20 protein-coding genes and 1 pseudogene are annotated in these 22,871 nt (G+C 69.7%); 13 read left to right on the forward strand and 8 right to left on the reverse strand.

All coding sequences use genetic code 11. The annotated features are described in order from the left end of the window. The first annotated feature begins 122 nt into the window (after nucleotides 1–122). Nucleotides 123–1,076, forward strand: a complete 954-nt coding sequence (locus tag J2X68_RS36885; protein ID WP_310436978.1) for a ScbA/BarX family gamma-butyrolactone biosynthesis protein — start codon at nucleotides 123–125, stop codon at nucleotides 1,074–1,076. 1,412 nt (nucleotides 1,077–2,488) lie between these two features. Here J2X68_RS36885 and J2X68_RS36890 read toward each other — a convergent pair. Further along, a pseudogene (locus J2X68_RS36890) lies at nucleotides 2,489–2,695 on the reverse strand (type I-E CRISPR-associated protein Cas5/CasD); the annotation flags it as partial. A gap of 281 nt (nucleotides 2,696–2,976) precedes the next feature. Further along, nucleotides 2,977–3,873, reverse strand: a complete 897-nt coding sequence (locus J2X68_RS36895; protein ID WP_310436979.1) for an NAD(P)H-binding protein — start codon at nucleotides 3,871–3,873, stop codon at nucleotides 2,977–2,979. Between the two features lie 344 nt (nucleotides 3,874–4,217). Here J2X68_RS36895 and J2X68_RS36900 point away from each other — a divergent pair, with 344 nt between their 5' ends. The 3 genes from J2X68_RS36900 (at nucleotide 4,218) to J2X68_RS36910 (ending at nucleotide 6,494) form a co-directional block, all read left to right on the forward strand. Then, the gene (locus tag J2X68_RS36900) at nucleotides 4,218–4,919 is read left to right on the forward strand and encodes a ScbR family autoregulator-binding transcription factor (protein ID WP_310436980.1); all 702 of its coding nucleotides are present in this window, start codon (nucleotides 4,218–4,220) and stop codon (nucleotides 4,917–4,919) included. A gap of 328 nt (nucleotides 4,920–5,247) precedes the next feature. Further along, a complete protein-coding gene (locus J2X68_RS36905; protein WP_310436981.1) occupies nucleotides 5,248–5,607 on the forward strand; it encodes a hypothetical protein in 360 nt (119 codons plus the stop codon). 39 nt (nucleotides 5,608–5,646) lie between these two features. Beyond that, nucleotides 5,647–6,494 (forward strand): IS5 family transposase gene (locus tag J2X68_RS36910; RefSeq protein WP_310436982.1). Its coding sequence is split into 2 segments (ribosomal slippage): nucleotides 5,647–5,991 and nucleotides 5,994–6,494, totalling 846 coding nucleotides; the frame shifts between segments, so codons are not numbered across the junction. On the opposite strand, the gene J2X68_RS36915 is transcribed toward J2X68_RS36910, so the two are convergent. Continuing rightward, complete coding sequence (locus tag J2X68_RS36915; protein ID WP_310436983.1) at nucleotides 6,473–7,057, reverse strand: hypothetical protein; 585 nt, start codon at nucleotides 7,055–7,057, stop codon at nucleotides 6,473–6,475. The two genes, J2X68_RS36910 and J2X68_RS36915, sit on opposite strands and share 22 nt — an antisense overlap. A gap of 361 nt (nucleotides 7,058–7,418) precedes the next feature. Here J2X68_RS36915 and J2X68_RS36920 point away from each other — a divergent pair, with 361 nt between their 5' ends. Continuing rightward, a complete protein-coding gene (locus J2X68_RS36920) occupies nucleotides 7,419–7,877 on the forward strand; it encodes a DUF4253 domain-containing protein (protein ID WP_310436984.1) in 459 nt (152 codons plus the stop codon). 191 nt (nucleotides 7,878–8,068) lie between these two features. Here J2X68_RS36920 and J2X68_RS36925 read toward each other — a convergent pair whose 3' ends face one another. Further along, nucleotides 8,069–8,314: a hypothetical protein gene (locus tag J2X68_RS36925; protein WP_310436985.1), complete on the reverse strand. Its 246-nt coding sequence runs from the start codon at nucleotides 8,312–8,314 to the stop codon at nucleotides 8,069–8,071. A gap of 533 nt (nucleotides 8,315–8,847) precedes the next feature. Between J2X68_RS36925 and J2X68_RS36930 the strand changes: the two genes are divergently transcribed. After that, entirely contained in the window at nucleotides 8,848–9,012 is a 165-nt protein-coding gene (locus tag J2X68_RS36930; protein ID WP_310436986.1) for a hypothetical protein, read from the forward strand. 918 nt (nucleotides 9,013–9,930) lie between these two features. Here the strand turns inward: J2X68_RS36930 and J2X68_RS36935 are convergent. The 3 genes from J2X68_RS36935 to J2X68_RS36945 form a co-directional block, all read right to left on the reverse strand. Then, entirely contained in the window at nucleotides 9,931–11,673 is a 1,743-nt protein-coding gene (locus tag J2X68_RS36935) for an endo-1,4-beta-xylanase (RefSeq protein WP_310436987.1), read from the reverse strand. A 647-nt stretch (nucleotides 11,674–12,320) separates the two neighbouring features. Then, a complete protein-coding gene (locus J2X68_RS36940) occupies nucleotides 12,321–13,055 on the reverse strand; it encodes an ABC transporter permease subunit (protein ID WP_310436988.1) in 735 nt (244 codons plus the stop codon). Nucleotides 13,056–13,057: 2 nt separating this feature from the next. Next, on the reverse strand, nucleotides 13,058–13,999 hold the full coding sequence (locus J2X68_RS36945; protein ID WP_310436989.1) for an ATP-binding cassette domain-containing protein: 942 nt from the start codon (nucleotides 13,997–13,999) through the stop codon (nucleotides 13,058–13,060). Between the two features lie 108 nt (nucleotides 14,000–14,107). Between J2X68_RS36945 and J2X68_RS36950 the strand changes: the two genes are divergently transcribed. The 6 genes from J2X68_RS36950 to J2X68_RS36975 all read left to right on the forward strand — a co-directional run bounded on the left by J2X68_RS36950 (nucleotide 14,108) and on the right by J2X68_RS36975 (nucleotide 21,259). Then, nucleotides 14,108–15,343 (forward strand): histidine kinase, encoded by a 1,236-nt coding sequence (locus tag J2X68_RS36950; protein ID WP_310436990.1) that lies wholly within the window; start codon nucleotides 14,108–14,110, stop codon nucleotides 15,341–15,343. A gap of 18 nt (nucleotides 15,344–15,361) precedes the next feature. After that, on the forward strand, nucleotides 15,362–16,024 hold the full coding sequence (locus tag J2X68_RS36955; protein ID WP_310436991.1) for a response regulator transcription factor: 663 nt from the start codon (nucleotides 15,362–15,364) through the stop codon (nucleotides 16,022–16,024). 630 nt (nucleotides 16,025–16,654) lie between these two features. After that, complete coding sequence (locus J2X68_RS36960; protein ID WP_310436992.1) at nucleotides 16,655–17,194, forward strand: helix-turn-helix domain-containing protein; 540 nt, start codon at nucleotides 16,655–16,657, stop codon at nucleotides 17,192–17,194. Next, nucleotides 17,191–18,483, forward strand: coding sequence for an MFS transporter (locus J2X68_RS36965; RefSeq protein ID WP_310436993.1), 1,293 nt, complete (start codon nucleotides 17,191–17,193; stop codon nucleotides 18,481–18,483). The genes J2X68_RS36960 and J2X68_RS36965 overlap by 4 nt, the downstream gene beginning before the upstream one ends. 620 nt (nucleotides 18,484–19,103) lie before the next feature. Further along, the gene (locus tag J2X68_RS36970) at nucleotides 19,104–20,282 is read left to right on the forward strand and encodes an FAD-dependent oxidoreductase (protein ID WP_310436994.1); all 1,179 of its coding nucleotides are present in this window, start codon (nucleotides 19,104–19,106) and stop codon (nucleotides 20,280–20,282) included. A gap of 71 nt (nucleotides 20,283–20,353) precedes the next feature. Continuing rightward, nucleotides 20,354–21,259 (forward strand): RNA polymerase sigma-70 factor, encoded by a 906-nt coding sequence (locus tag J2X68_RS36975; protein WP_310437006.1) that lies wholly within the window; start codon nucleotides 20,354–20,356, stop codon nucleotides 21,257–21,259. Nucleotides 21,260–21,365: 106 nt separating this feature from the next. Here the strand turns inward: J2X68_RS36975 and J2X68_RS36980 are convergent, their stop codons facing one another. Beyond that, nucleotides 21,366–22,097, reverse strand: coding sequence for an alpha/beta fold hydrolase (locus J2X68_RS36980; RefSeq protein ID WP_310436995.1), 732 nt, complete (start codon nucleotides 22,095–22,097; stop codon nucleotides 21,366–21,368). A gap of 155 nt (nucleotides 22,098–22,252) precedes the next feature. Between J2X68_RS36980 and J2X68_RS36985 the strand changes: the two genes are divergently transcribed. Continuing rightward, nucleotides 22,253–22,648, forward strand: coding sequence for a helix-turn-helix domain-containing protein (locus tag J2X68_RS36985; protein WP_310436996.1), 396 nt, complete (start codon nucleotides 22,253–22,255; stop codon nucleotides 22,646–22,648). Nucleotides 22,649–22,871 lie beyond the last annotated feature (223 nt).

Below are 22,871 nucleotides of genomic sequence, written 5' to 3' on the forward strand. Positions count from 1 at the left end.
ACCGGCTGGTATGTATCTTCGGGTTTCCGAGGGGGCTGCCCCTCGTATTCCAAGGCCGAGGCGGCTCAGGGGGAGCTATGTCTGCGAGCGCGTTCCGTATACACCGCGCAATATCCGGCGCAGTGAACACACCGGCCGGGGCGGGCGGGCCCGCCGGGAACGGTGAGGTGCTCCCGCCGACCCTGACCACCACCGTGCCCAAGGAGTTCGTCCACCGCGCCAGCGTCGCCGAGGTCCTGCTCACCGACTGGGCGCGGGTGGAGGAGTCCCGCTTCAAAGTCGCCGCCCAGTGGCCCCGCGGGCACAGCTTCTTCACCGCCGTGGACGGCTGCCACGACCCGCTGATCGCCGCCGAGACGATCCGCCAGACCGGGATCCTGCTGGCCCACGCCGAGTTCGGCGTGCCGCTGGGCCATCACCTGCTGGTGGAGGACCTGGACGTGCAGGTTACACCCGCACACGTCCGCGTCGGCCTGGTCCCCGCCACCCTCGACATCGACGTGCGCTGCTCACAGATCAGACGGCGCCGCAACGGCGCCCTCAACGGCTGCCGCATCACCGTGGAGATCTACCGCGAAGGCCGGCCCGCCGCGACCGGCGGCGGCTCGTTCACCGTCATCGCCCCGGCCGTCTACCAGCGGCTGCGTGCCGGCCGCCCGCCCTCGAACCGGCCCCGCATCCCCGCCCAGAGCGCACCCCAGCCCCCGCACAGCGTGGGCCGCACCGCCCCCATGGACGTCGTCCTGTCCCCCACCGGCCGGCCCGGCCGCTGGCACCTGCGCGCCGACACCCGCCACCCCGTCCTCTTCGACCACCCCGTCGACCACGTCCCCGGCATGGTCCTCCTCGAAGCCGCCCGCCAGGCCACCGCCGCCACCCTCGCACGCGCCTGCCTCCCCCTCGCCCTCACCAGCCGCTTCCTGCGCTACGTCGAACTCGACACCCCCTGCACCATCGAGGCCCACCGCACCACACCCCCACACCCCGGCCACCCGGAAAGCGTCCAGATCACCGCCCTGCAAACCGGCACACCCGTCTTCCACTCCACCGTCACCATGGCCCCCCACACCCCCTGACCCCCACCACCCCCGCCCCCCGGCCAGCACCAGCGCAGGCGCAGGCGCGGACCGGAACACGGACGCGGGCACAGACCCGGACCCGGACCCGGACCGCAAACCCAGGCACAGGCACAGGCACGGTGCCGTGGACGCGGGGGGGGCAGAACCGGGCGCAGGCACGGGCGTGGGACTCAGGCAGAGACCCGGGCCCGGGCATGGGCCCGGACGGAAACCCGGGCACCGGCACACCCCGGGGCCCTGGACACACACGCCAGACCGAGCACAGGCACAGACGCGGACATACACCGAAAGCCCGGGCGTGGGCATGGGTGCGGGCACGGACGCAGGCCCAGGCATCGCCGCAGGCGCGGACACCAGGACGGACGCGATCCGGGCGGGGGCCAGGACCGAGCACGGGCACGGACCAGGGCCCGGGCGGCGGCATCACCCGGGCACAGGCACAGGCATGGCCGTGGGCGTGGACGCAGGACCAGGCACAGGCCCGCGCATGAGCCGGGGCCCGGGCGTGGGCGCAGCCGCGCCCTGCACACCGGCCCGCCCCCGCCGCGTCACGCACCACCCCCTGTCTCACACCGCGCACCCCCCGGCACACCTGCCGCCCCGGCCGGAGCCGGCCGCAGCACCCACGGACCGCCCCCGGCCGCTCAACGCCCCCTGCACACATATCAGGTGAAGCTCCGTCAGGCGCAACAGACCCCGCTGCCGACACCGACTCCGCCTCCGCCTCCGCCTCCGCATCAGACCGGACCGCCTCCACCACCGGAGCAGGCCACCGCGCAGCCGGCGCGGACACGGCAGGCACCGCCCCCCGCGACGGACCGCACAGTCCCGGACAGCCGCAACGGAACACTGCAGCACCGGCGCGGACACGGCAGGCTCCGCCCGCCACGACGGACCGCACACACTGCGCCCCCGCAACAGGCCGGACCAACTCCGCCCACGGGAGGATGCCGTACAGACAGGACAGGCTCCGCCGCCACGGCGGACCGGACAGACTCCACATCCGGCGCCACCGACGAAGGCCGCACAAACCCTCCAGCCGCCAGCGGCCCCACCACCGGGGCGGTCATGGCGAGTTCTTCCAGCTCTACGGGCTCGCCCGGCGGTACAGGCTCCCCCGCCGCTACAGATTCCGCGGCCGCTACCGGTTCCCCCGCCGCTACAGATTCCGCGGCCGGTACAGATTCCCCGGCCGCTACCGGCTCCCCCGCCCCTACGGGTCCCGCGCCCGGACCGGCTCCGCCACCGGGACAGGACACTGCCCCGCCGACACGACCACGGCAGGCTCCGCCTCCACGGCGCACCACACGGACTCCGCAACCGCCGCGGGCCCCGCAGCAAGCATCGACGGCCCAGAGCCCGCCGCCGCCCCGGAGCGCGCCGCACAGACCCCGCCGCCAAAACGGGCTCTCGGTGAGGGCCAGCTCGAGGGGGTGGGCCGGCGGGCAGGAACGGCGGCCGAGGAACGGGGGGTATACCGGTGCCCTGACAGCGGTGTGCAGGGCGGTGAGCAGGGTGTGCTCGCCTTCCACCGCGGCGACGAAGACGGCGTCGGCGAGGTAGAAGCGTTCGGTCAGCGGCATGGATTTGCCGGTGACGGCGTGGTGGGCGGTGCGGCAACCGGGCCAAGCCTGGCCGGTTCCCCCAGCTATACGGACTCGCCCGGCGGTACAGGCTCCCCCGCCAGGACGGGACCCGCGGCTGGAACCTGTTCCCCCACCGCTACCGGCCCCCCCATCGGTACAGAATCCCCCGCCGGTACGGGCCCCCCGGCCGGTACCGGCTCCCCCGCCACCGCGGGCCCCGCAGCCGGCGCAGAGCGCGCAGCCGGAGCGCTGGGCACAGGCCCCGCCGCCGGAACGGGCACAGCAACCGCAGCGGACATGGCGGGCCCCTGCTATGCGGGTTCGCCCGGCGGCACGGGCCCCCCGGCCGCTACGGGTCCGGCGGGCGGGGTGAAAGCCTCGAGATGGTCCGCGGCCCACTGCGCGAACGAGCGCGCCGGACGGCCCGTCACCTCCCGCACCGTGTCCTCCACCCGGGCCTTGGCCCCCGCCCGCTGCCGCCCGGCACTGTCCAGCAGAGCCTGCACGACCGGCTGCGGATACCGCTCGGCCCACACCGCCCGCGCCTGAGCGGTACTCAGCTCCACAAACCGCACCTCAGCCCCCAACAGCCGCCCCAGCACCGCACTCTGCCCCACCGCCGTGACCGCCTGCGGCCCCGTCAGCGTGTACGCACGCCCCGCATGCCCCTCCTGCGTCAGCACCCGCACCGCCACCTCCGCCACATCCCGCGGATCCACACACGCATGCGGCGACGTCCCGTACAACGCCCGCACCGTCCGCTCCCCACGCACCGACGCCGCCCACGACAGACAGTTCGACATGAACGCCCGCGGACGCAGCAGCGTCCACTCCAGCCCGCACCCGCGCACCTGCTCCTCCACCACCCGCTGCCAGCACGTGATCACATCACCCGCCCCCCGGTCCAGCACCGCCGCCGCCGACAGCTTCACCACATGCCCCACCCCCGCCCGCCGCGCAGCAGCCAAGAACGCCGCATCATCCCCGCCCCCCACCCGCGTCGTCACCAAAAACGCGCGACGCACCCCCGCCAGAGCCCGACCCAGCGACACCACATCCCCGTAATCACCCGCCACCACCTCGACCCCCGCCGGCACCCCCGCAACCCTCCCCGGATCCCGGGCCATCACCCGCACCCCCACCCCCCGCGGCAGCCGGCGCATCACCTCACCACCCACCGTCCCCGTCACACCCGTCACCAAAATCATCCCCCCACCCCTCCCCCCACACCCCAACCCCCACCCCAACCCCCACCCCAACCCACACCCCAGCCCCCAGCCCACAGCCCACCCCGCCGCGCACCCCAGCCCCCACCCACAGCCCACAGCCCACCCCGCCGCGCACCCCAGCCCACAGCCCCCCGCACCCGAACCCGACCCGCCCCGGCCCCGTCCACACCCGCTCCCTCCCCGCGCCCCGAAGACCGGCACACGATGTCATTGAATCCACTACAACCAGAGGTGCTCCACGCAACACACCCCCTGTAATGTACGAACTGGACGGTATTTTTTACCGGCTCTTCCCCCACACCCGCCACCAAGGAGGCCAGGCCGTGGTCAAACAGGACCGGGCGATCCGCACCCGCCAGACCATCCTGACAGCCGCAGCCAAAGTCTTCGAAGAACGCGGCTACCAAGCCGCCACCATCAGCGAGATCCTCCTCACCGCCAACGTCACCAAAGGCGCCCTGTACTTCCACTTCCCCTCCAAAGAAGACCTCGCCGAAGGCGTCATCCACGCACAGGACCACGACCTGCCCATCCCCCGACGCGCCTGCAGAACCCAGCAACTCGTCGACACCGTCGTCCTGCACGCCTACCGCCTGCGCACCGACCCCCTCGTCCGCGCCGGAGTCCGCCTCTCCCTCGACCAACAAGCCCAAGGACTCGACCGCAGCGCCCCCTTCCAACGCTGGAGCACCGTCGGCACCGACCTCCTCCAACAAGCCCAGGCCCAAGGCGAACTCCTGCCACACATCACCCCCACCGAAACCGCCGACGTCCTCGTCGGCGCCTTCGCCGGCATCCAGGCCATGTCCCAAGCCACCACCAACTACCAAGACCTCCCCCACCGCGTCACCACCCTCCTACGCCACATCCTCCCCAGCATCGTCGTCCCCTCCGTCCTCGCCGCCGTCGACATCACCGAAACCCGAGGCCACCACGTCCACACCGAACTCCAAACCCACACCCAACACCACCCCCACCCCACACCCACACCCACACCCACACCCACACCCACACCCACCAACTGAACCACCACCCCACCCCACACAACAACGCGTCACACGACGCAGACAAACCCCCACCCCTGCCGACAGCCACCCCCACCAGCCACGCACCCAGAACCACGGCGAACTGCGCGACACAACCTGCCACGGACCAGCCTCCGCGCAGACCGAAGCCGCAACCCACACCCCCATACAGCCCGGCCGAGCCTGCCACCACCAACAGACTCCGGACCCGGCAGCTCCCCTTGACCGCGCATCTGCATGCGGCGACCTCAAAAGCCATCTCCATCGTTCCGGCGGCGCGCCTGAATATGCGTGGCCTTGAAGGAGGGCAGTGCCGCATGATCACGCCATGACCAGCCCTGCCGCCTTCCGGGACCAGACCAACTGGTCCGGCGGCTCCTACGAGTTGGCCATAGAGATCGGGTCCAGTGACGATGCCCAGATCCAGGCCGTCCTGAGTGCGCTGTGGTCCGCCGCCGATGCGCACGGGTGCTTCGGACAGAGAGACCACGAACCTGAGGAACAGGATCCCGTGCCCCGCACCGTTGGATCACTGGCCAAGTCCGGACACCTCCACGGTCAGGCCCGCCTACCGACAGACCAACTCGCCGCCTGCGGTCGTGTGACCATCCGGGACGGTGATGAAACCAGTGACGGGCTGGACCTCTACATCCCCATCAGCACGTTGAACCACGCCGGTCTGGCTTAAGACGACATCTCATTTGGTCGACTCGGTAGGCTGTGAGGTGTGGCGGGGATTGTTGAGCGGCTGGTGCCGGACGAGTTGTGGGAGTTGTTTCAGCGGGTGGTGCCGGAGGCGCCTTCGCGACCCCAGGGTGGCGGCCGTCGTCGACATGGCGACCGGGAAGTGCTGGCCGCGATCGTGTTCGTGGCCACGTCAGGCTGCACGTGGCAACAGTTGCCGTCCGCGTCGTTCGGGCCGTCGGGAGCGACTGCCCACCGGCGCTTCTCCGAGTGGACGAAGGCCAGAGTGTGGGCCAAGCTCTACCGCTTGGTCCTCGACGAGCGCGGATCCCGAGGTGAGTTGGACTGGTCCCGCTGCGCGATCGACTCGGTGAACATGCGGGCCCTGAAAAGGGGGACCTGACAGGTCCGAATCCTGTCGACCGGGGCACGTACGGCTCGAAGATTCACTTGATCACCGAGCGGACCGGTCTGCCCTCCTCTGTCGGAATCTCGGCGGCGAACCTGCACGACAGCCAGGCCCTGATCCCGCTGGCGAAGGGCATACCGCCGATCCGCTCCCGCCGTGGGCCCCGGCGGCGCAAGCCGGGAAAGCTCCACGGCGACAAAGGCTACGACTACTCCCACCTGCGGCGATGGCTACGCCAGCGCGGCATCACCCACCGCATCGCCCGCAAGGGCGTCGAGCCCTCGCAGCGTCTGGGCCGACACCGCTGGACCATCGAACGCACCATGGCGTGGCTCTCCGGCTGCCGCCGGCTCCACCGCCGCTACGAACGCAAGGCCGCTCACTTCCTCGCCTTCGCGAGCATCGCCTGCACCATCATCTGCTACCGCAGACCCGAGTCCGGGAGGAGCTGCGCGTGCACTCAGGTGTTGGCGGCCCCGTAGTGGAGGGTGCCATCTACGGGAAGCAGGTATCCGATACCTCGCTCCTGCGGCATCTGCCCTGCCAGCGTTGCAGCGTCCGAACAGCCGGAGACCTCGAACCCGACGACCCCCAAGCTGAAGGCCGCTCTGGTGAACGTCTCCTTGCCGATGGCAGCCAGCCAGTCGTCCATCACGTCGGATCTGAAGAAGGGCCGACCGTCCCAGTAGGTCAGACCGGCGTTGTCCAGCGCGCCCACCGGGACGTAAAAGTCCAGCCAGTCGCTGCTTTCATCACCGCCCCGGATCGCCACACAACCGCAGACGACCAGTTGGCCTGTCGGCAGCCGGACCTGACCGTGGAGATGCCCGAACGCGGTCAATGATCCAACTGTGCAGGGCACGGGATCCTGCTCCTCAGGTTCACGGTCTCTCCGCCCGAAGCACCCGTGCACGTCCGCGGCGGACCACAGAGCGCCCAGTACGGCTTGAATTCGGGCATCGTCACTCGACCCGACCTCTATGGCCAGCTCGTAGTAGCCGTCGGACCAGTTGGTCTGGTCCCGGAAGGAGGCCGGACTCGTCATGGCGTGATCATGCGGCACAGCCCTCCCCCAAGACCACCCACATTCAAGCGCGCCGCCGGACCAATTGAGATGACTTCTCAGTGCTCTGCGGTCCGCGACCACCACGCTCGTGCGTGATGTTCTCGGCCCCGGCAACATGTTCTCGGCCCCGGCAACGCTTTGATCGGCAGGCTGCACCTCTGGCGACCCCACGGGCGGAGGACGGCGTCACGGTGGTCGACCATCCCAGGATCGTTCCAGCAGGGAACACCGGCAGCCAACGGGCTTCCCGCGCGGTCGGTCGGATACCAGATCGTCTCGGCATCGCTCCGGCAGCTTTTGCTACGGGCACCATCAACGGTCGGCGTCTCCCTGGGGAATCGTGACCGCCAGGGTGCGTCTTGGACTGGTTGCCGCTCCATCCGGTGCCGAAGCGCTGACAGCCGTGGGCTGGGCTGGCCCCTGCAACTACGAAAACGACACCGCGAAAGTCTCTGCGGTCGTCCGGGATTGGGAAGACCGATTCGAAGCCCGTGTCGTCGCGGTCGGGTTCTCCACGCTGCACCTCAGCGTCGCCGACCCAACGCCACCGCCCGAACGCAACTCGAAAAGGTCAGTAGGCGAGGTCACGGTTGACCCGTCGCAGCCGGGCGTTGTCGGCCTGGACCTTGCGGTAGGCGTCGGCTGCGGCCATGCCGCTTGGCGTGCGCGCGATGGCGGCGAGCTCGGCACAGATGTCTGGGTAGTTGCGGCGGGAGCAATGCTCATGGTTGTGGATCGGCCTCGGATTGGACGTGAAGGGCGTACCTTCCCGAGTGATCGACTTCTGGTCATCGAGTAGGCCGACGTTGCACCGTCGGTCGGGAAGGCACGCCCGTGCTGAGCGTAGTGAATACGATGGAACGACCGAGACCGGCTCCCTGATCGACGACATCGTCCGCGAGGGCGGGAGGCGAATGCTGGCCGCGGCACTGGAAGCTGAAGTCAACGCCTTTACAGCCGGGTTGGCCGTCCAATCCAAGCTGAAATCTTTCAGGACAGATCGTCGATGAGCCCGAAGCCCTCCGGAAACTCCTCCAGGAACTCACGGCGAGCGGGGTTGGTCTCGGCAGCTGCCATCTCCCCGAGCAGGGCGATCAGCTCCTGCTGCTGATCGCTCGGCAGCGTGCTGACCACGTGGGCGACGCCCTCCATCACCTTGACCGCATCGTCCTGGTCCATCTGCTCGTCTTCGCTGCCGTCGATGAACCACAGGACCTCGACCAAAGCCTCGGCCAAGGCACGACTCAGGGACGGGTACGAGGACGTCATGGGGGCCTCCCAGCGGATCAACGGCAGAGTCCGGCCATCCCACCACACACGACTGACATCACTATCCGTGAGCCTCCACAGAAAGTGGACCAGAGCCGCCCTTGATGTGGCGGGAACGAGCGACGTGCTCGAACAGCGGCGAGGGGCGGGCAGCCCCAAAATGCGCCGCCCTCGCCGCCTGTCCGGCCCTCCCCAGACAGGAGAAACCGGCGTGCGCAGACTACGCGGGCCGCCGCGCGCCCCCGCGCAGCCCAGTCCGGGAGCCGCGAGTGCGGCGAGCCGCAGGTGCAGCCTCACGATCGCTGCCAATGCCAACGACGTCACCCAGACCCTCGCCCTGGTCGACAGGATCCCGCCCGTCTCGGGCCGCCCCGGCCGGCCCGCCACCGGCCTGAAGCCCTGCTCGGCGACAAGGGCTCCGACTCGCCCACCGCGACACGTTGCGTCGCCGACGGATCCTGCCCGTCATCTCCCGCAAGGGATCACCGAACATCCGGGGCATGGGCAAGCCCCGCTACGTCGTCGAGCGGACTTTCGCCCTGCTCCACCACGTCAAACGCCTCGCCGTCCCCAGGGAACGCCGCACCGAACTACACGACGCATTTGTCTCCCTGGCCTGCGATCTCAACTGCCGGCGACGGCTTCGGAAGCCCAAAGACGACTGACAGATGTCAGGGCAGGCCAGTGCCCCAGCGGGGCTACTTCAGAAAGTTGGTACTCTCCGCACCTACGGCGAGGCGGGGGAGATGATCGTGGGAGCAGCGCCGTCGAGTCCTCCGAGCCGCTGGTTCAGAGGAACTGGCCCTGGTGTCCTCTTCGGTGGGCTGACCGCGGTGGTGTCCGTTGCTGCGATCGGGAGGGCATGGGCTGCTTGCGACGTCGGCAGCAGCGCAGCAGCCAACGGCATGACTTTGCTGTTTCTTGCGCCTCTCATATGGATCGCCGCTTCGGTTCCGTGGGCGATCCTGCACAGCACCCTCGGAGGACGTCATCGCAGGACAGCCCTGACTGCGGGGCTCATCTTCACCCTGTGGTTCACCTGGTTCCTTGTCACATGGCTCGGCATGCCGGACTCCTACCCCGCCCCGTTGTGCCCGGGCAACGTCCCACCCTGGTGGCCGAGCTTCATCCCAGCATGACTCCGGCGGAGCCTGTCCATGACCTCGGCAGCGGCAGCGTACTTGACAGCCCCCAACCACCGCGGCACGCCTGCAAGATCGTGTTACGAGTTCTGAGCACTGGGCGACCTCGTCGGCCTACGCCGCAGTACGCTGAGTCGTCGGCCCACTGCGTCGACGCCATCATGCAGATGCCGCGTTGGTAGGCCGACATGCTCACGTATCAGGGCAATGGCCTGCACGTTTCGACCGGCCCAGACGAGGCTGTCCACCTCCCGACGGACCTCCGCGGACAGCCGGTCCCCCAAGGCGTTCTCCATACCTGCATGGAATCCCACGTGCCACCCTCTCGAGCGGCCGTGACCTACTCGGCTTCGCCGCCGTATCAAACGCCCCTGGCGGAACAAGACGGTCTTTGACTCTCACTACCATCGACACCGGACCGAGAGATCGAACCTTGGTTCCTCACGCCTCGTCGAAGGCCTCGAGCAGGCGCTCGTACGCCGGCTTCGGCCGCAGGGCAGCGTCCCACGGCAGGGAATCGGCCGTGCGCGGAGGATAGGTCTGGGTGTCGGCGGTGGAACCGTACCGGTCGGTGAATCCCCATGTGGAGAACGATGTGCAGTTCGGCTCCTCCAGGCAGACCCGCAGCTTGCCCGCCATCTCCTCAGCCTGGGTCTGCCGCCCGTCCTCCTCGTCCTCACCTACGGGGACGTCCATCTCCGACACCCGCGCCAGAACCCCGAGTTCCGCCAGATCCCGCACATGGCTGCGGAAGGTCTCCGGGTCGATGCGGTCGCCGGGTGCGTACTCATGGGCCTGGAAACCCACGCCGTCGATCGGTACGCCGCGTTCCTTGAGCCGCTTGACCAGATCGTAAAGGGCGTCCCACCGCTCGCCTTCCTCCTCGACCCCGTACTCGTTGAGGAACAGCCGTGCCTTCGGATCGGCCCGGTGGGCGGCCCTGAAAGCCTCGTCGATGTACTCCTCCCCCATGGCCTCGAACCACGGGCTCTGCTCGGAGCGCAGACCGAGATCCCCGTCGGTGTAGCTCTTCTCGTCGTCGGACATGGGCTCGTTGACCACATCCCATTCCGCGACTTTTCCCTTGAAGTGCCCGGCGACCATGGCGATGTGCCGGAGCATGGTCCGGCGCACCTCCTCGGGGTCGTCGTTCTCCCGCATCCAGTCGGGCAATGCCTCGTGCCAGACAAGGGTGTGCGCGTGCACCTTCATGTCGTTCGCGCGGGCGAAGCGTACGAGTAGGTCCGCGTCGCGGAAGTCGTAGACGCCCCGGCGTGGGTGGAGGAACTGTGGCTTGAACGCGTTCTCCGGAGTGAGCATGGAGAACTGGCTCCCCGCGAGCGCCCGGTAGCGTGAGTCGGTGAGCAGCGGGTTCTCGGCCAGGGCGGTGCCGACGTCGAACGGCCGCCCCACGTCTGCGGCCCGCGCACGCAGCGAGTCGGCGGACTGCTCCTGGCGTAGCTGCGGCGCCTTGATCACGCGGAGCGAGTCACCGCTCTCCGCCCGCGCGATCAGCTGCGTCAGACGCCATCCCTCGCGGCGCTCGTCATCGCCCGCGTCCGCCTCCAGACCGAACCAGACAGTGCCCTCGGCGAACACCCCCGGGTCCCGCACGGTTCCCAGCTGCCGCCCGTCGGCTTCCACACGGAATGTGTCACCGATGCTCGACACGGCGAGCGTCACCGTCCCGGAGCAGCCGCAGTCGAAATCCTTGGAGGTGGCCGGCTCATCGCCCTCGCCGTCCCATATCTGTACCTTCACTTTTCCGTCGGCGGTCACGCCGACGCGGAGTGAGGGCCGCTCCTGCCGCCACTCGTCGTAGATGACCGGTACCCGTCCGTACAGCCGCAGCCATGAGTCGCCGCCGTCGTCCCCCACCCCGGACATGCGCGCGGTGACGGTGAAGTCGCCATCGGTCCTCAGATGCGGGCCGGCGAGGTTCAGCGGGGGGTTGGGCCGGCCGCCGGAGGAGTCCTGCTCCACGATGTGCCGATCCAATGCGCTGACCCGCAGGATGTCGTTCCGCACGGTGGTGCCCGGCATCTGCGTCCAGTCGTGGTTCCGCAGCAGGTCTTCGTCGTTTCCGCCGCCCGCGCCTTCGCCCTGCCCCGTACACCCGGCCGCCACCGCCATGACGAGCACCACGGCGGTCAGTCGCCGCCACGTCCCCCCACCGAGGTCCACGGTCCCTCCCACTCTCTTGTTCGAGACGAGATCAACTTCTCGAAACCGGGCCACAGTTCATCACACATGCGGTAAGGCGGCCTGGTGTGGCACATCCCAGTTCGTGTGGCGCAGCAGGCCCGGATCGTTGCGGCCTGCGCGGAAGATGCATCAAACACGCGTGTGCCGGCGATCTTCAGGGTCTCCACGGAGACGGTACGCACGTACGCTCACTGTTTACTGACCGGCGGATGGTGGGACTGGCGGACGAGCCGCGCCGGGCCGCCGCAAGTCAGAACGGGTACCCAGCGAGGCTGAGCGTACGGAGGTGACGCGCCGCTGGCCGTGACAGGCGATGACGACCGGGCCAGGGTCGGCGCCGGGGCTGTTGGTGTCGGCATAGGTAATGCACTGCCTGCACGCCGACACCCCGCCTGACGAGAAAGCCGAGCAGGCTCGGTGTCATCGCAGGCTCCTGCCCTCTCCGGCCGCGAACAGCCGGTCCCACAAGGCGTTCTCCATCACCGCATGGAATCCCACGTGCCACCCTCTCGAGCCACCGGGACCTCCTCGACTTCGCGGCCTCATCAAACGCCCCTGGCGGAACAAGACGCTCATTTACTCAAAGCGCCGCCCCCGGCGCGGAGCGCGTGCCGGAGACCGCGACATCAGGCATCACGTCGGCGCACCGCCCACCAACCCGCCACCAGCGCGACGGCCGCCCACACCGCAGTCACCGCCAGACCGGTCCAAGGGCCAAGGTCTCCTGCCGGGTCCTGGTGGAGGACTTGTTGTCCGGCACGGTCGGGAAGATAGGCCGCGGCACCGTCGGCGATGCCTCCGACCACGAAGGACACGATCAGGATGAAGGGGATGAGCAGGCTGAGGACCGCGACGGCGCTGCGCAGGAGGAACGTGAGTCCCATCGCGAACAAGGCCATCAGGGCGAGGTAGATCCCCGCGCCGACGCAGGCCCGCAGGGCTCCCGGCTCATCGAGGCCGACCGCGTACTTTCCCAGGAACGCCTGACCCTCGAAGAAGGTGGCGAACGCGGTGGCGAGGCCTACGACGAGGGCGGCCGTGGCCACGATGGCCGTCTTGGCCGCGTAGAGGAGACCCCGGCGCGGCACCGCCGACAGAGAGAGCCGGAGCGCACCGCCCGCGTACTCGGAGGATACGGCGGTGGCCCCGAAGGCGATCGCGGCGATCTGGGCGAAGTTGATCGCGTAGAACGCGCCGAAGACCGGATCCTCGCCGCCTTCCGCCTCCGCGCGGCCCACGGTGGCGAAGACCAGCACGGTGATGGCCAGCGTGGCTGCGAAGACCGCGAGGAGCGATCCGAAACTCGCCCGGACCGACCTGATCTTGATCCACTCGGAGTGAAGTACCGCGGTCACGGACATAGTCAGGCCTCCTGGGGGATTGTCGGGGACGCGGGGTCCGCGGCGGCGAACTCCACCTCGGCGGCCGTGAGAGCGAGGTACGCCTGCTCCAAAGAGGCACGCTCGTCGGTGAGTTCGAGGACGGGGATGCCCTCGCGGGCTGCGACGGTCCCGATCCGTTCGGCTGTGGCGCCATCGACGACCCATCGACCGTCGTCGCCTTCCGCGACCGTATGTCCCTGGGCCAGCAGTACGGCCCGCAGTCGGCTGGGGTCGCTGGTGCGTACGCGTACGCGTGGGTGGCTGTGCTGTTCGATGAAATCCTGTACGGGGGTGTCGGCCAGGAGTCGGCCCTTGCCGAGGATGACGAGATGGTCGGCGAAAGCTGCGGTCTCGTTCATCAAGTGGCTGGAGACCAGGACGGTGCGGCCTTCGCGAGCGAGCCGGCGCAGCAAGTCGCGGATCCAGATGATCCCTTCCGGGTCGAGGCCGTTGGTGGGCTCGTCCAGCATGAGGACGGGTGGATCCCCGAGGAGCGCGGCGGCGATGCCGAGCCGCTGGCGCATGCCGAGCGAGAAGGTGCTGATACGGCGGTGGGCGACAGCGGTGAGACCGGTGGCCTGGAGGACCTCGTCCAGGCGGCGTACCGGGAGGCGGTTGCTGACGGCGAGGAAGCGCAGATGATCGCGGGCGGTGCGGGACCCGTGGGCGGCCTGCGCTTCCAGCAGGGAGCCGACCGTGCGCAGGGGTTCGCGCAGTGTCGCATAGGAGTGGCCGCCGACCGTGGCGGTCCCGGAGGTGGGGCGGTCGAGGCCGAGGACGAGGCGCATGGTGGTGGACTTGCCGGCGCCGTTGGGTCCGAGGAACCCCGTGACCCGGCCCGGTTCGATGCTGCACGTCAGACGGTCGACGGCCCGCGTGCCGCTGTACACCTTGGTGAGTTGTTTGACGTCGATGCTGGTCATGACCCCAGCGTGGTCGGACGAGCGCGGGCAGGCATCCCCCGCCCGGGGAGAGCGTCTCCCCCGCATGGGGGTGGACGGCGGCCTCTGCTTCTCTGTCACGATGTCGGCATGCCGGGCCTCCTACTGCCGCTGACACGTGCGGTGACCTACACCCGCTGGCTGCACGTGCTGGTGGGTGCGATCGTGCCGTTCGCCTGCGCCATGGTCTATCCGGGGCTGAGCAACCCTTCACCGCTCGACTGGTTGCTGGTCGCGGTGCTTCCCGTCCCGTTGGCTCTGGCCGCCGGCATGGTGCCCTCGGTGCGTCATGCGGAGGGGTTGCAGGCACGGCTGATGCTGTTTCCCGGGCCGCACGCACGGCCGCACGCACGCGTGAGGATTGACGAGGACCCCGGTATCTCCACGGCCTTCTCGGCTTCGTGGACCGACCGGGCGAGAACCGGTGCCTGGCTGGTTCTGCGCCTGGAAGCAGGGCTCGCCCTGGCACTGGTGACCAACGCATTGCTGACGCTCGCGCTGTCGCTCGCCGGGGCGGCCTCGGGAGAGCCCACCTTGGCCGGCTCGCTGCCGTACGTCTCGGGTGCGGGCTGGATGTATGCCCTGCTGACACCGGCGGCCGTGCTGGCGCTGGTGCTCGCGCTGGTCATGGCGGCCGCCGGGACGGGGGCGCTCATGGCCCATGCTGCTCGCCGCTTGCTCGGGCCGTCGGTCAAGGAGCGGCTGGCCGAGTTGGAGGAGCGCACCGAGCAGCTGCTGGAACGCAACCAGATCGCAAGGGAGTTGCACGACACGCTCGGCCACGCGCTGACCTTGGCAGTGGTGCAGGCCGGAGCTGCCCGGGCGGCGAGCGACCCTGATTTCACCGACCGGGCGCTGGAAGCCATCGAGGAGACGGGACGGGCCGCGCTGGAGGACCTGGACCGCGTCCTGTTCGTCCTGCGCGAGACCGGGCAGCCGGCCGGCACCCGTCCGGCGCTCGACGAGGCAGGCCGTCTGCTGGATTCCGCGCGGTCCTCGGGTGCGCAAGTCGACGCCGAAGTGACCGGGCCGTTGGAGCACCTTCCGGGGCCGGTCTCCCGCGAGGCCTACCGGATGCTGCAGGAAGCCCTCACCAATGTGCTGCGGCACGCGGGCCCTGTCCGCATCGGCGTGCGCATCGCCGTCGAGGCAGCGCGGCTGCGGCTCGAGGTGCGCAATCCGTTGCCCGATCCGGCGCCGCCTGCCGGCACGGGCGGTGGCAGAGGGCTGCGCGGCATCCGTGAGCGTGCCGCGCTACTGGGGGGCGAGGCCAAGGCGGGGCAGCACGGCGGCCACTGGCTGCTGCGCGTCGATCTGCCGCTGTAGTTGATCTAGGATGACCGGATGCCGCTCACCGTTCTCCTGGTCGACGACGAGCCGCTCGTACGGGCCGGACTGCGAGCCGTGCTGGGAGCTCACCCGGACATCGAAGTAGTGGGCGAGGCAGCGGACGGGGCCGCCGTGATCCCCTTGGTACGGCAACTGCGCCCCGACGTCATCGTCATGGACGTGCGCATGCCGCTGATGGACGGCATCGAGGCCACCCGGACCGTGCTGCGCACCGTGCCGGACCCACCGAAGATCGTGGTCGTGACGACCTTCGAGAACGACGAGTACGTGTACGGGGCGCTGCGCGCGGGAGCCGACGGCTTCCTGCTCAAGCGGGCACGGCCGGCGGAAATCGTGCAAGCCGTACGGTTGGTGGCCGAGGGCGACTCCCTGCTGTTCCCGGCAGCGGTGCGGCGGCTGGCCAGCTCTTACGGCCGGGACCATGGCAATACCGGCGCCCGGACCGCCCTGGAGCGTGCCTCACTGACGGAGCGCGAAGGGGAGGTGCTTCGTCTCATGGCGCAAGGCCTGTCGAACACGGAGATCGCCGCGCGTCTGGTGGTGGGTACCGAGACCGTGAAGTCGCACGTCAGCTCCGTACTGGCGAAACTCGGCGCCCGCGACCGCACTCAGGCGGTCATCGCGGCATACGAGTCCGGCTTCGTCCTCCCGGGCTGAAGATCGGCCCGAGACCGGCGACTGCATCGTTCGCCATCCTGATCCTCTCGGCCGACATATATCGGTCTGCTGACGACGCGGGCCAAGCCCGTCAGTCCAACGTGCCGTCCTCTTCCTCGACAGGACAAGCCGCGCCGCCCCACGCTCAGCAGACCCGTCACCTCCGCACGGCCCCGCACGGCCCCGCACGCCAGCGCGGCTCAGGGCAGGCAGCGACAGCACCGACAAACGAGCTCCGCCAGCACCCACACCCTGCCGCCGGCCTTTACCTGTGCGCCCCCTCACACCCGGCAGACCACATCACGAACATTCCCGCCCACACTCGCCGACGGCATCGTCACAGCAGCTCAGACGGCTCAGCGCGAGGCCCGCGCCGCCCCGCGATGAAGGGCGCCCCCGGGCGACGGCCCAGGCAAGGTCGCCAGCAGCGCCCGCATCGGCGATACGGCGGGCTGTGGGCACCATCTGCCGCGGTCCGCTGCGCGAGCAGTGCATGCATCGAATACCGCCTCTTCGCCAGCACGTCCGTGAGACGAGCGAGGCGAGAGCCCGCACGTACCGGAGAGCCGATTCCGCAAGCCCGGGGAAAACCCCTTGCGCAATGGTCAAGAAGTGTTGACCATTAGGGCCATGCCTGCTGATGACCTTCCCGAGACGTTCCACGTCACTACGGACGAGCAACTGCGCGCCGTCTCCAACCTCACCCGCCACCGGATCATGGCCTTGCTCCGCTTCGAGCCCGCCACGATCACGCAGATCGCCGAGCGGGTGGGCCTGGCGAAGGGAAGTTCCAGCTACCACGTACGGCTGCTGGAACGGGCCGGACTGGTGAAGGTGGTCCGGACGCGCAAGGTCCGGGGAGTCACCGAGCGGTACTACGCCATGGCCGCCCGGGCGATCGCACTGCCGGACCCCGGCGAGGGAGGCCCGGATGTGCTGATGCGGCACGCGGTGGCGGACCTGGAAGCAGTGCCGGCCGATAGCGAGCGGCACGTGCGCATGACGCATCTGCGGCTCACCGACGAGCAGTTCGCGCAGCTGGCGGCACGCCTGGAGGCACTGGCCGACGAGTACCGGGAACTGTCCGATCCGTCGCTGCCGGACGCGTCACTGGTCTTCGCACTCTTCCACCCGGTCTCACGCACACAGGCCGAAGGGGATGCCAAGTGACCACAGAAATAAGAAAGTTGCCGACCGGGTTCGGACGTCTGTGGACCGCGCAGACGGTCTCCTCCTTCGGTGACGGGGTGACACATGCCGCGCTGCCGCTGCTCGCGCTGACGCTGACGCGCGATCCGATGGAGCTCGCGGTCATCACGGCCGCCGCAACCCTGCCGTGGCTGCTCTTCGGAGTGCTCGGCGGCGCGCTGGTGGACCGCTGGGACCGCCGGCGCACCATGTGGGTCACCGACGCGGCACGCGCAGCACTGCTCGCGATACCGGCGGCAGCCGCCGCGCTCGACGCACTGAGCATTGCCCTGCTCGCGGCCGTCGCCTTCCTCCTCGGCCTCGGCGGACTCTTCTTCGACACGGCCGCCACGGCCTACCTGCCCGATCTGCTCGGCCGCGACCCCGCCCTCCTGGAAAGCGCCAACGCCCGCCTGCGCGGCACCCAGACCGCCGCGTCCGGATTCGCCGGGCCACCCGCCGGCAGCGCCCTGCTCGCACTGGGGCGCGCGGTGCCGCTGCTCACCGACGCGGTCTCGTTCGCACTGTCCGCACTGCTCGTACGATCGCTGCCTGCCCAGCCCCGGCCCGCACCGCACACCCGCGAGCCCCTGCTGCGCCAAGCGCGAGCCGGCGCCTCATACGTCTTCCGCGACCCCCTGCTGCTCGGACTCGCACTGCGCCCGGCAGTCGGCAACATCGCCTTCCTCGCGGTAGAGACCGTCCTCGCCCTCTTCGCGCACGACCGTCTCGGCATCGGCGCCTCCGGCTTCGGCCTCCTGCTCACCGCCGAGGCCACCGGCGGCCTGCTCGGCGCGGGCCTCGCCTCCTTCCTCGGTCGGCGCCTCGGCACCGGCACCGCGCTGACCTGCACCGCCGCAGCCGAAGGACTCGCCATCCTGGGCCTTGCGGCCGCCCCCAACCCCTACGCCGCCGGCCTCGCGCTCGCCCTGTGCGGAGCGGGTATGGGCGCCACGATGGTGCTCGGCCCCTCCCTCCGCCAAGCGATCGTCCCCGCCCACCTCATAGGCCGCGTCGCCTCCACCTCCCGCATGCTCGCCATGTGCGCCGCACCCATCGGCGCCGTCCTCGGCGGCTGGCTGGCCACCACCTACGACCTCCGCACCCCCCTCTACACCGCAGCCGGCCTTCTCCTCACCATGACCGCCCTCACCGCAACCATGACCACCAACCACCGCATCGAAACAGCCCTGCAATCCACCATCCCACCCCACAGCCCACACCATGCCGAATCCCCCAACCCCACCCATCAAGACACCCCCAAGCACTGATGCCAGCGCGCGCTCACGCCAGGCAGGGGCGGGTTCGGCAAGGAACTGCACGTCGCGGGCTCACTGGCCGGCCAGGCCACACAAGGGTGTTGACGGCGCGCGCACTCTGGGAGGAGAAGCGCGTCAACGCCCGCCTCGGGCTGTAAGCCGGGCGGCCCGAACGGGGGAAGAAGGGTGCGTGCCCGATGACGGTCGGGCCGCTCTCCACGGTTGCCGCCGTGCTCTGCGGCGGGACGGTCTCGATCCTCGCCCTGACTGCGACGTTCGCTCGGCGCCGCACCCTCCGGCACGAAGCACGCAGCACGCTTGCCGTCCTGGTGCCGGGAAGGACGGTGGAGTCGCAGAACGCGGACATCGCGACGGTAGGGCCGCGCCGTTGAGGTCGGGCTACCGGCCCGAGGTGGCGTCCGCCCCAGCGGATGCCACCTCACACCACCGCGTCGTCCTCGCTGCGGCGCTGTGGTCACCGCGGCAACAGCGGCCCACGGCTTCTCGGCATCACCTCCACGACACCGAAGCAGTGACGTGGATCACATGGAGGGCCTGTCACGTCCGAAGCGGGTTGCTTGTCCCATGGGCGTCACCGGCATACGGACCGGTGTCCGACCTCGGGAGATGCCATGAACCACGACCACCACATCGTCGTCCTCGGCGCCGGCTACACGGGCCTTTTCAGCGCCATCCGGCTGGCCCACCGCACTCGCCGAACCGATGTCAAGATCACTCTGGTCAACCCGTCGAGCCGATTCGTCGAGCGGCTGCGGATGCACCAGATCGCCGCCGGTCAGGAATTGGCCGAGCATCAGATCCCCGACCTGCTCGCCGACACCGGTGTCACGTTCGTCCAGGGCACCGCCACCGCCATCGCGCCCGAAGCCCGGCAGATCACCATCGACGGTGCCGACGTCCTCAGTTACGACACGCTCGTCTACGCGCTGGGCAGCTCGACCGAGACCGGCACGGTCCCCGGCGCCGACACTCATGCGTTCACCCTCAACACACCGGAGATCGCCGGTCGGTTCGCCGCGCGCCTCAGAGAGGTCGCCGCGTCCGGCGGCACGGTCACCGTCTGCGGCGGCGGCCTGACCGGCATCGAGGCCGCCGCCGAGATCACCGAGAGCCACCCCGGCCTGAACGTCACGCTGATCAGCCGGGACGAGCCCGGCGCCATGATGGGTTCCAAGGCCCGCACCTACCTCCACGGCGCACTGCACCGCCTCGGCATCACTCTCACGACCGGCTCCCGCGTCACCAAGGTGCTGCCCGACGCCGTCGAACTGGCCGATGGCCGAATCGTCCGCTCCGACGTCTGCCTGTGGACCACCGGCGTCAAGGTCCCGCCGCTCGCCGCCGCCGCCGGTATCGCCACCGACGACCGCGGCCTCATCCTGGTCGACCCCACCCTGCGTTCGGTGTCCCACCCGGAGATCCACGCCATCGGAGACGCCGCCGCCGTCCGTATGGCCTGGGGACAGATCCACGGCACCTGCCAGAGCGGCCTGCCCACCGCCCAGTACACCGCCGACACCATCGCGCGACTCGTACGCGGCAGGACCGTCAAGCCGTTCCGCTTCGGATACTTCCACCAACCGGTCAGCCTCGGCCGCCGTGATGCCGTCATCCAGTTCACCAAGGCCGACGAGACCCCCCGCCGCATGTGCCTCACCGGCCGGAGCGCCGTCGCGTACAAGGAGATGGTCAGCGGCAGCCCGCTCACGACCTACCGGTTCAGCAAGCACATGAACGTCACCACCATCATCTCCAAGGGCGGCCGTGCCACCCGCAGGCCCGCGGCATGACGGACGCCTTGGCCACCGGCGCCGTGATCTCGGCCCTTGCCGCCCCGCAGCGGCGCTGGCAGCATGAACCGATGGTCGACAGGGACGAGCAGGACCCGTACATCGAACACCGCAGGCTCCTGTTCGCCACCGCCTATCGCATGCTGGGCAGCGTGGCCGACGCCGAGGACATCCTTCAGGACGCCTGGCTGAGCTGGAGCACCGCGGACCGCGACGCGATCCGCCATCCCAAGGCCTACCTGGTGCGTACGGTCACCAACCTCTCGTTGAACCGCCTCACCTCCGCACAGGCAACCCGTGAAACGTACGTCGGGCCGTGGCTCCCCGAGCCCCTGCTGACCTCCCCCGACATCGCTGCGGACAGCGAACTCGCCGACAGCGTCTCCACGGCGATGCTGATCGTCCTGGAATCCCTCAGCCCCGTCGAACGCGCCGTCTTCCTGCTCCGCGAGGTCTTCGGCTACGCGCACGCCGAGATCGCCGAGACGCTCGAACGTCCCGAGCCGACAGTCCGCCAGATCGCCCACCGCGCACGCGAACATGTGCAGGCCCGCCGCCCCCGCTTCGACGCCGACCAGGCCCGGCGCCGTCAGGTCACCACCCGCTTCATGGAGGCCTGCGCGGGCGGCGACCTGAACGCCGTCATGGAGCTGCTCGCCCCCGAGGTCACGGCCTGGTCCGACGGCGGCGGCAAGGTCACCGCAGCCCGCCGCCCCCTCCACGGCACTGATCACGTCGCGCGCTGGATCGTGGGCTTCCTGGCGAAGCCCGACCTGGCCGCCCTGACGATGGAGGCGGCCGTCATCAACGGCGAGCTCGGTGTCCTGACCGTCCTCGGCGGACGGACGGTCGGTGCCTTCTCGTTCGACCTCGTCGACGGCCACATCCAGAACCTGCGCTTTCAGGCCAACCCCGAGAAGCTCAGCGGCCTGACCCCCGACAACAGCCTGACGCTGCCTCCGGGCGTTCCGTCCTGAAGCACCACCGTCGGCGCCCCTGGCCCGCGACGAGCTGTGCCTGTTCGTGGACGGCGCAACGCCCCGCGTCCCGCATCCCAGGTCGGTGGTGGTCACGGTCCCGTCCCTACCGGCGGATGGATTCAAGCAGCAGTTCGCTCAGGTCCGCCGGCATCGTGATCATGCAGTCGTGCCCGGTCGGCAGCTCCCGTATCCGTGCCGGGGAGCCGTTGGGCTGTGTCGCGGGAACGGGCCGCCGCACGATGCCTTCCGGTACCGCGCCGACGCAGTGGATGTGCGTGCGCGGAACGCAGTCCACGGCAGGGTTGTCCAGCCGGACCGGTTGCTGCAGGCAGCGCACCGGCTGGTCGGAGAGCGTCGCACGCAGCCACGCCACATCCGCCGGGTCGGTGACTCCGAACAGGCCGAGCGGCGCAGGCAGTTCGGGCAGCGGCGGGATGCGCCAGCCGTCGCCGGACTCGGCGGCCAGGTCGATCAGGTCCTGGGTCATGGGCTGCACGTCGACGGCGGTCTCGCCGTGTTCCGGGACCATCGCGTCGAGATACACCAGGTGCGCGATGCGTTCCGGTACCTCGTTGGCCACGGACGACACGACCAGCCCCGCATAGCTGTGACCCACGAGCACCACCTCGGTCAGGTTCTCCTCGTGGATCAGTTCGACGACGTCCGCGACGTGCGTGTCGAGCCCCACCTCGGGACCCAGCAGGTGTGCCTTGTCGCCGTAGCCGGTCAGGGAGGGGGCGAACACGCGGTGTCCGGCCGATTCCAGCAGCGGAACCACCCGTTCCCAGCACCGGCCGCTGTGCCATGCACCGTGTACCAGCAGAAAAGTCGGCATGAGCAGAATTTCTTCCTCTTCGGGGCACGGGCGCGAAGGCAATACGGTTCCTGTTCGTGCCTCGGTACTCTTCGGGAACCGACATCATCGTGCTGCACCCGTCGCACCTTGATCAATAAGGCACATTTCGGTGCCCCGGTTCTCTGGAGGTAACCATGAACGACTCAGGGGGCGGCGAGTCGCGGCCCGCCCGACCGGAGGACCCGTGCCAAGCCCGGGAAGTGCTGGGCATCGTCGGCGACAAGTGGTCACTGCTGATCGTGCGTCACCTCAGCCAGGGGCCGCGGCGCTTCACCGAACTGAAGCGGGCCGTCGACGGGATCAGCCAGCGTATGCTCACCGTCACCCTGCGCGGCCTGGAACGCGACGGGATCCTCACCCGGACCGTCCTCAACGTCATGCCGCCGCACGTCAGTTACGAACTCACCCCGATGGGCAGGACCCTCCGCGCAGCTACCGCGCCCCTGCTGGAGTGGAGCCTCACCCACCTGACGCACATCGACGCCGCCCGCGCCGTGTACGACGCCCGCCCCGACACCCCGCCCGCCTGACCCTCGCCCGATCGGCAGGAACGGCTCGAATGCGCCTGGGCATCGGTGAAATGCCGGGGATCGGCTGAAGAGCTGAGTGCAGAGGCAAGGCCGGGTCTGCACACGGACGACACACGGTCGGCGGCCCGGGCGGTGATGCCGCGCGGCCAGGCCCTGCGGGTCGCACGGCCGTGCGTGCATCTCGTTCGGTCCGACGGCCCTCGGCGGCTTCGCGCGGGCGCCT

This window comes from Streptomyces sp. 3330 (assembly GCF_031456635.1).
Lineage (GTDB): Bacteria > Actinomycetota > Actinomycetes > Streptomycetales > Streptomycetaceae > Streptomyces.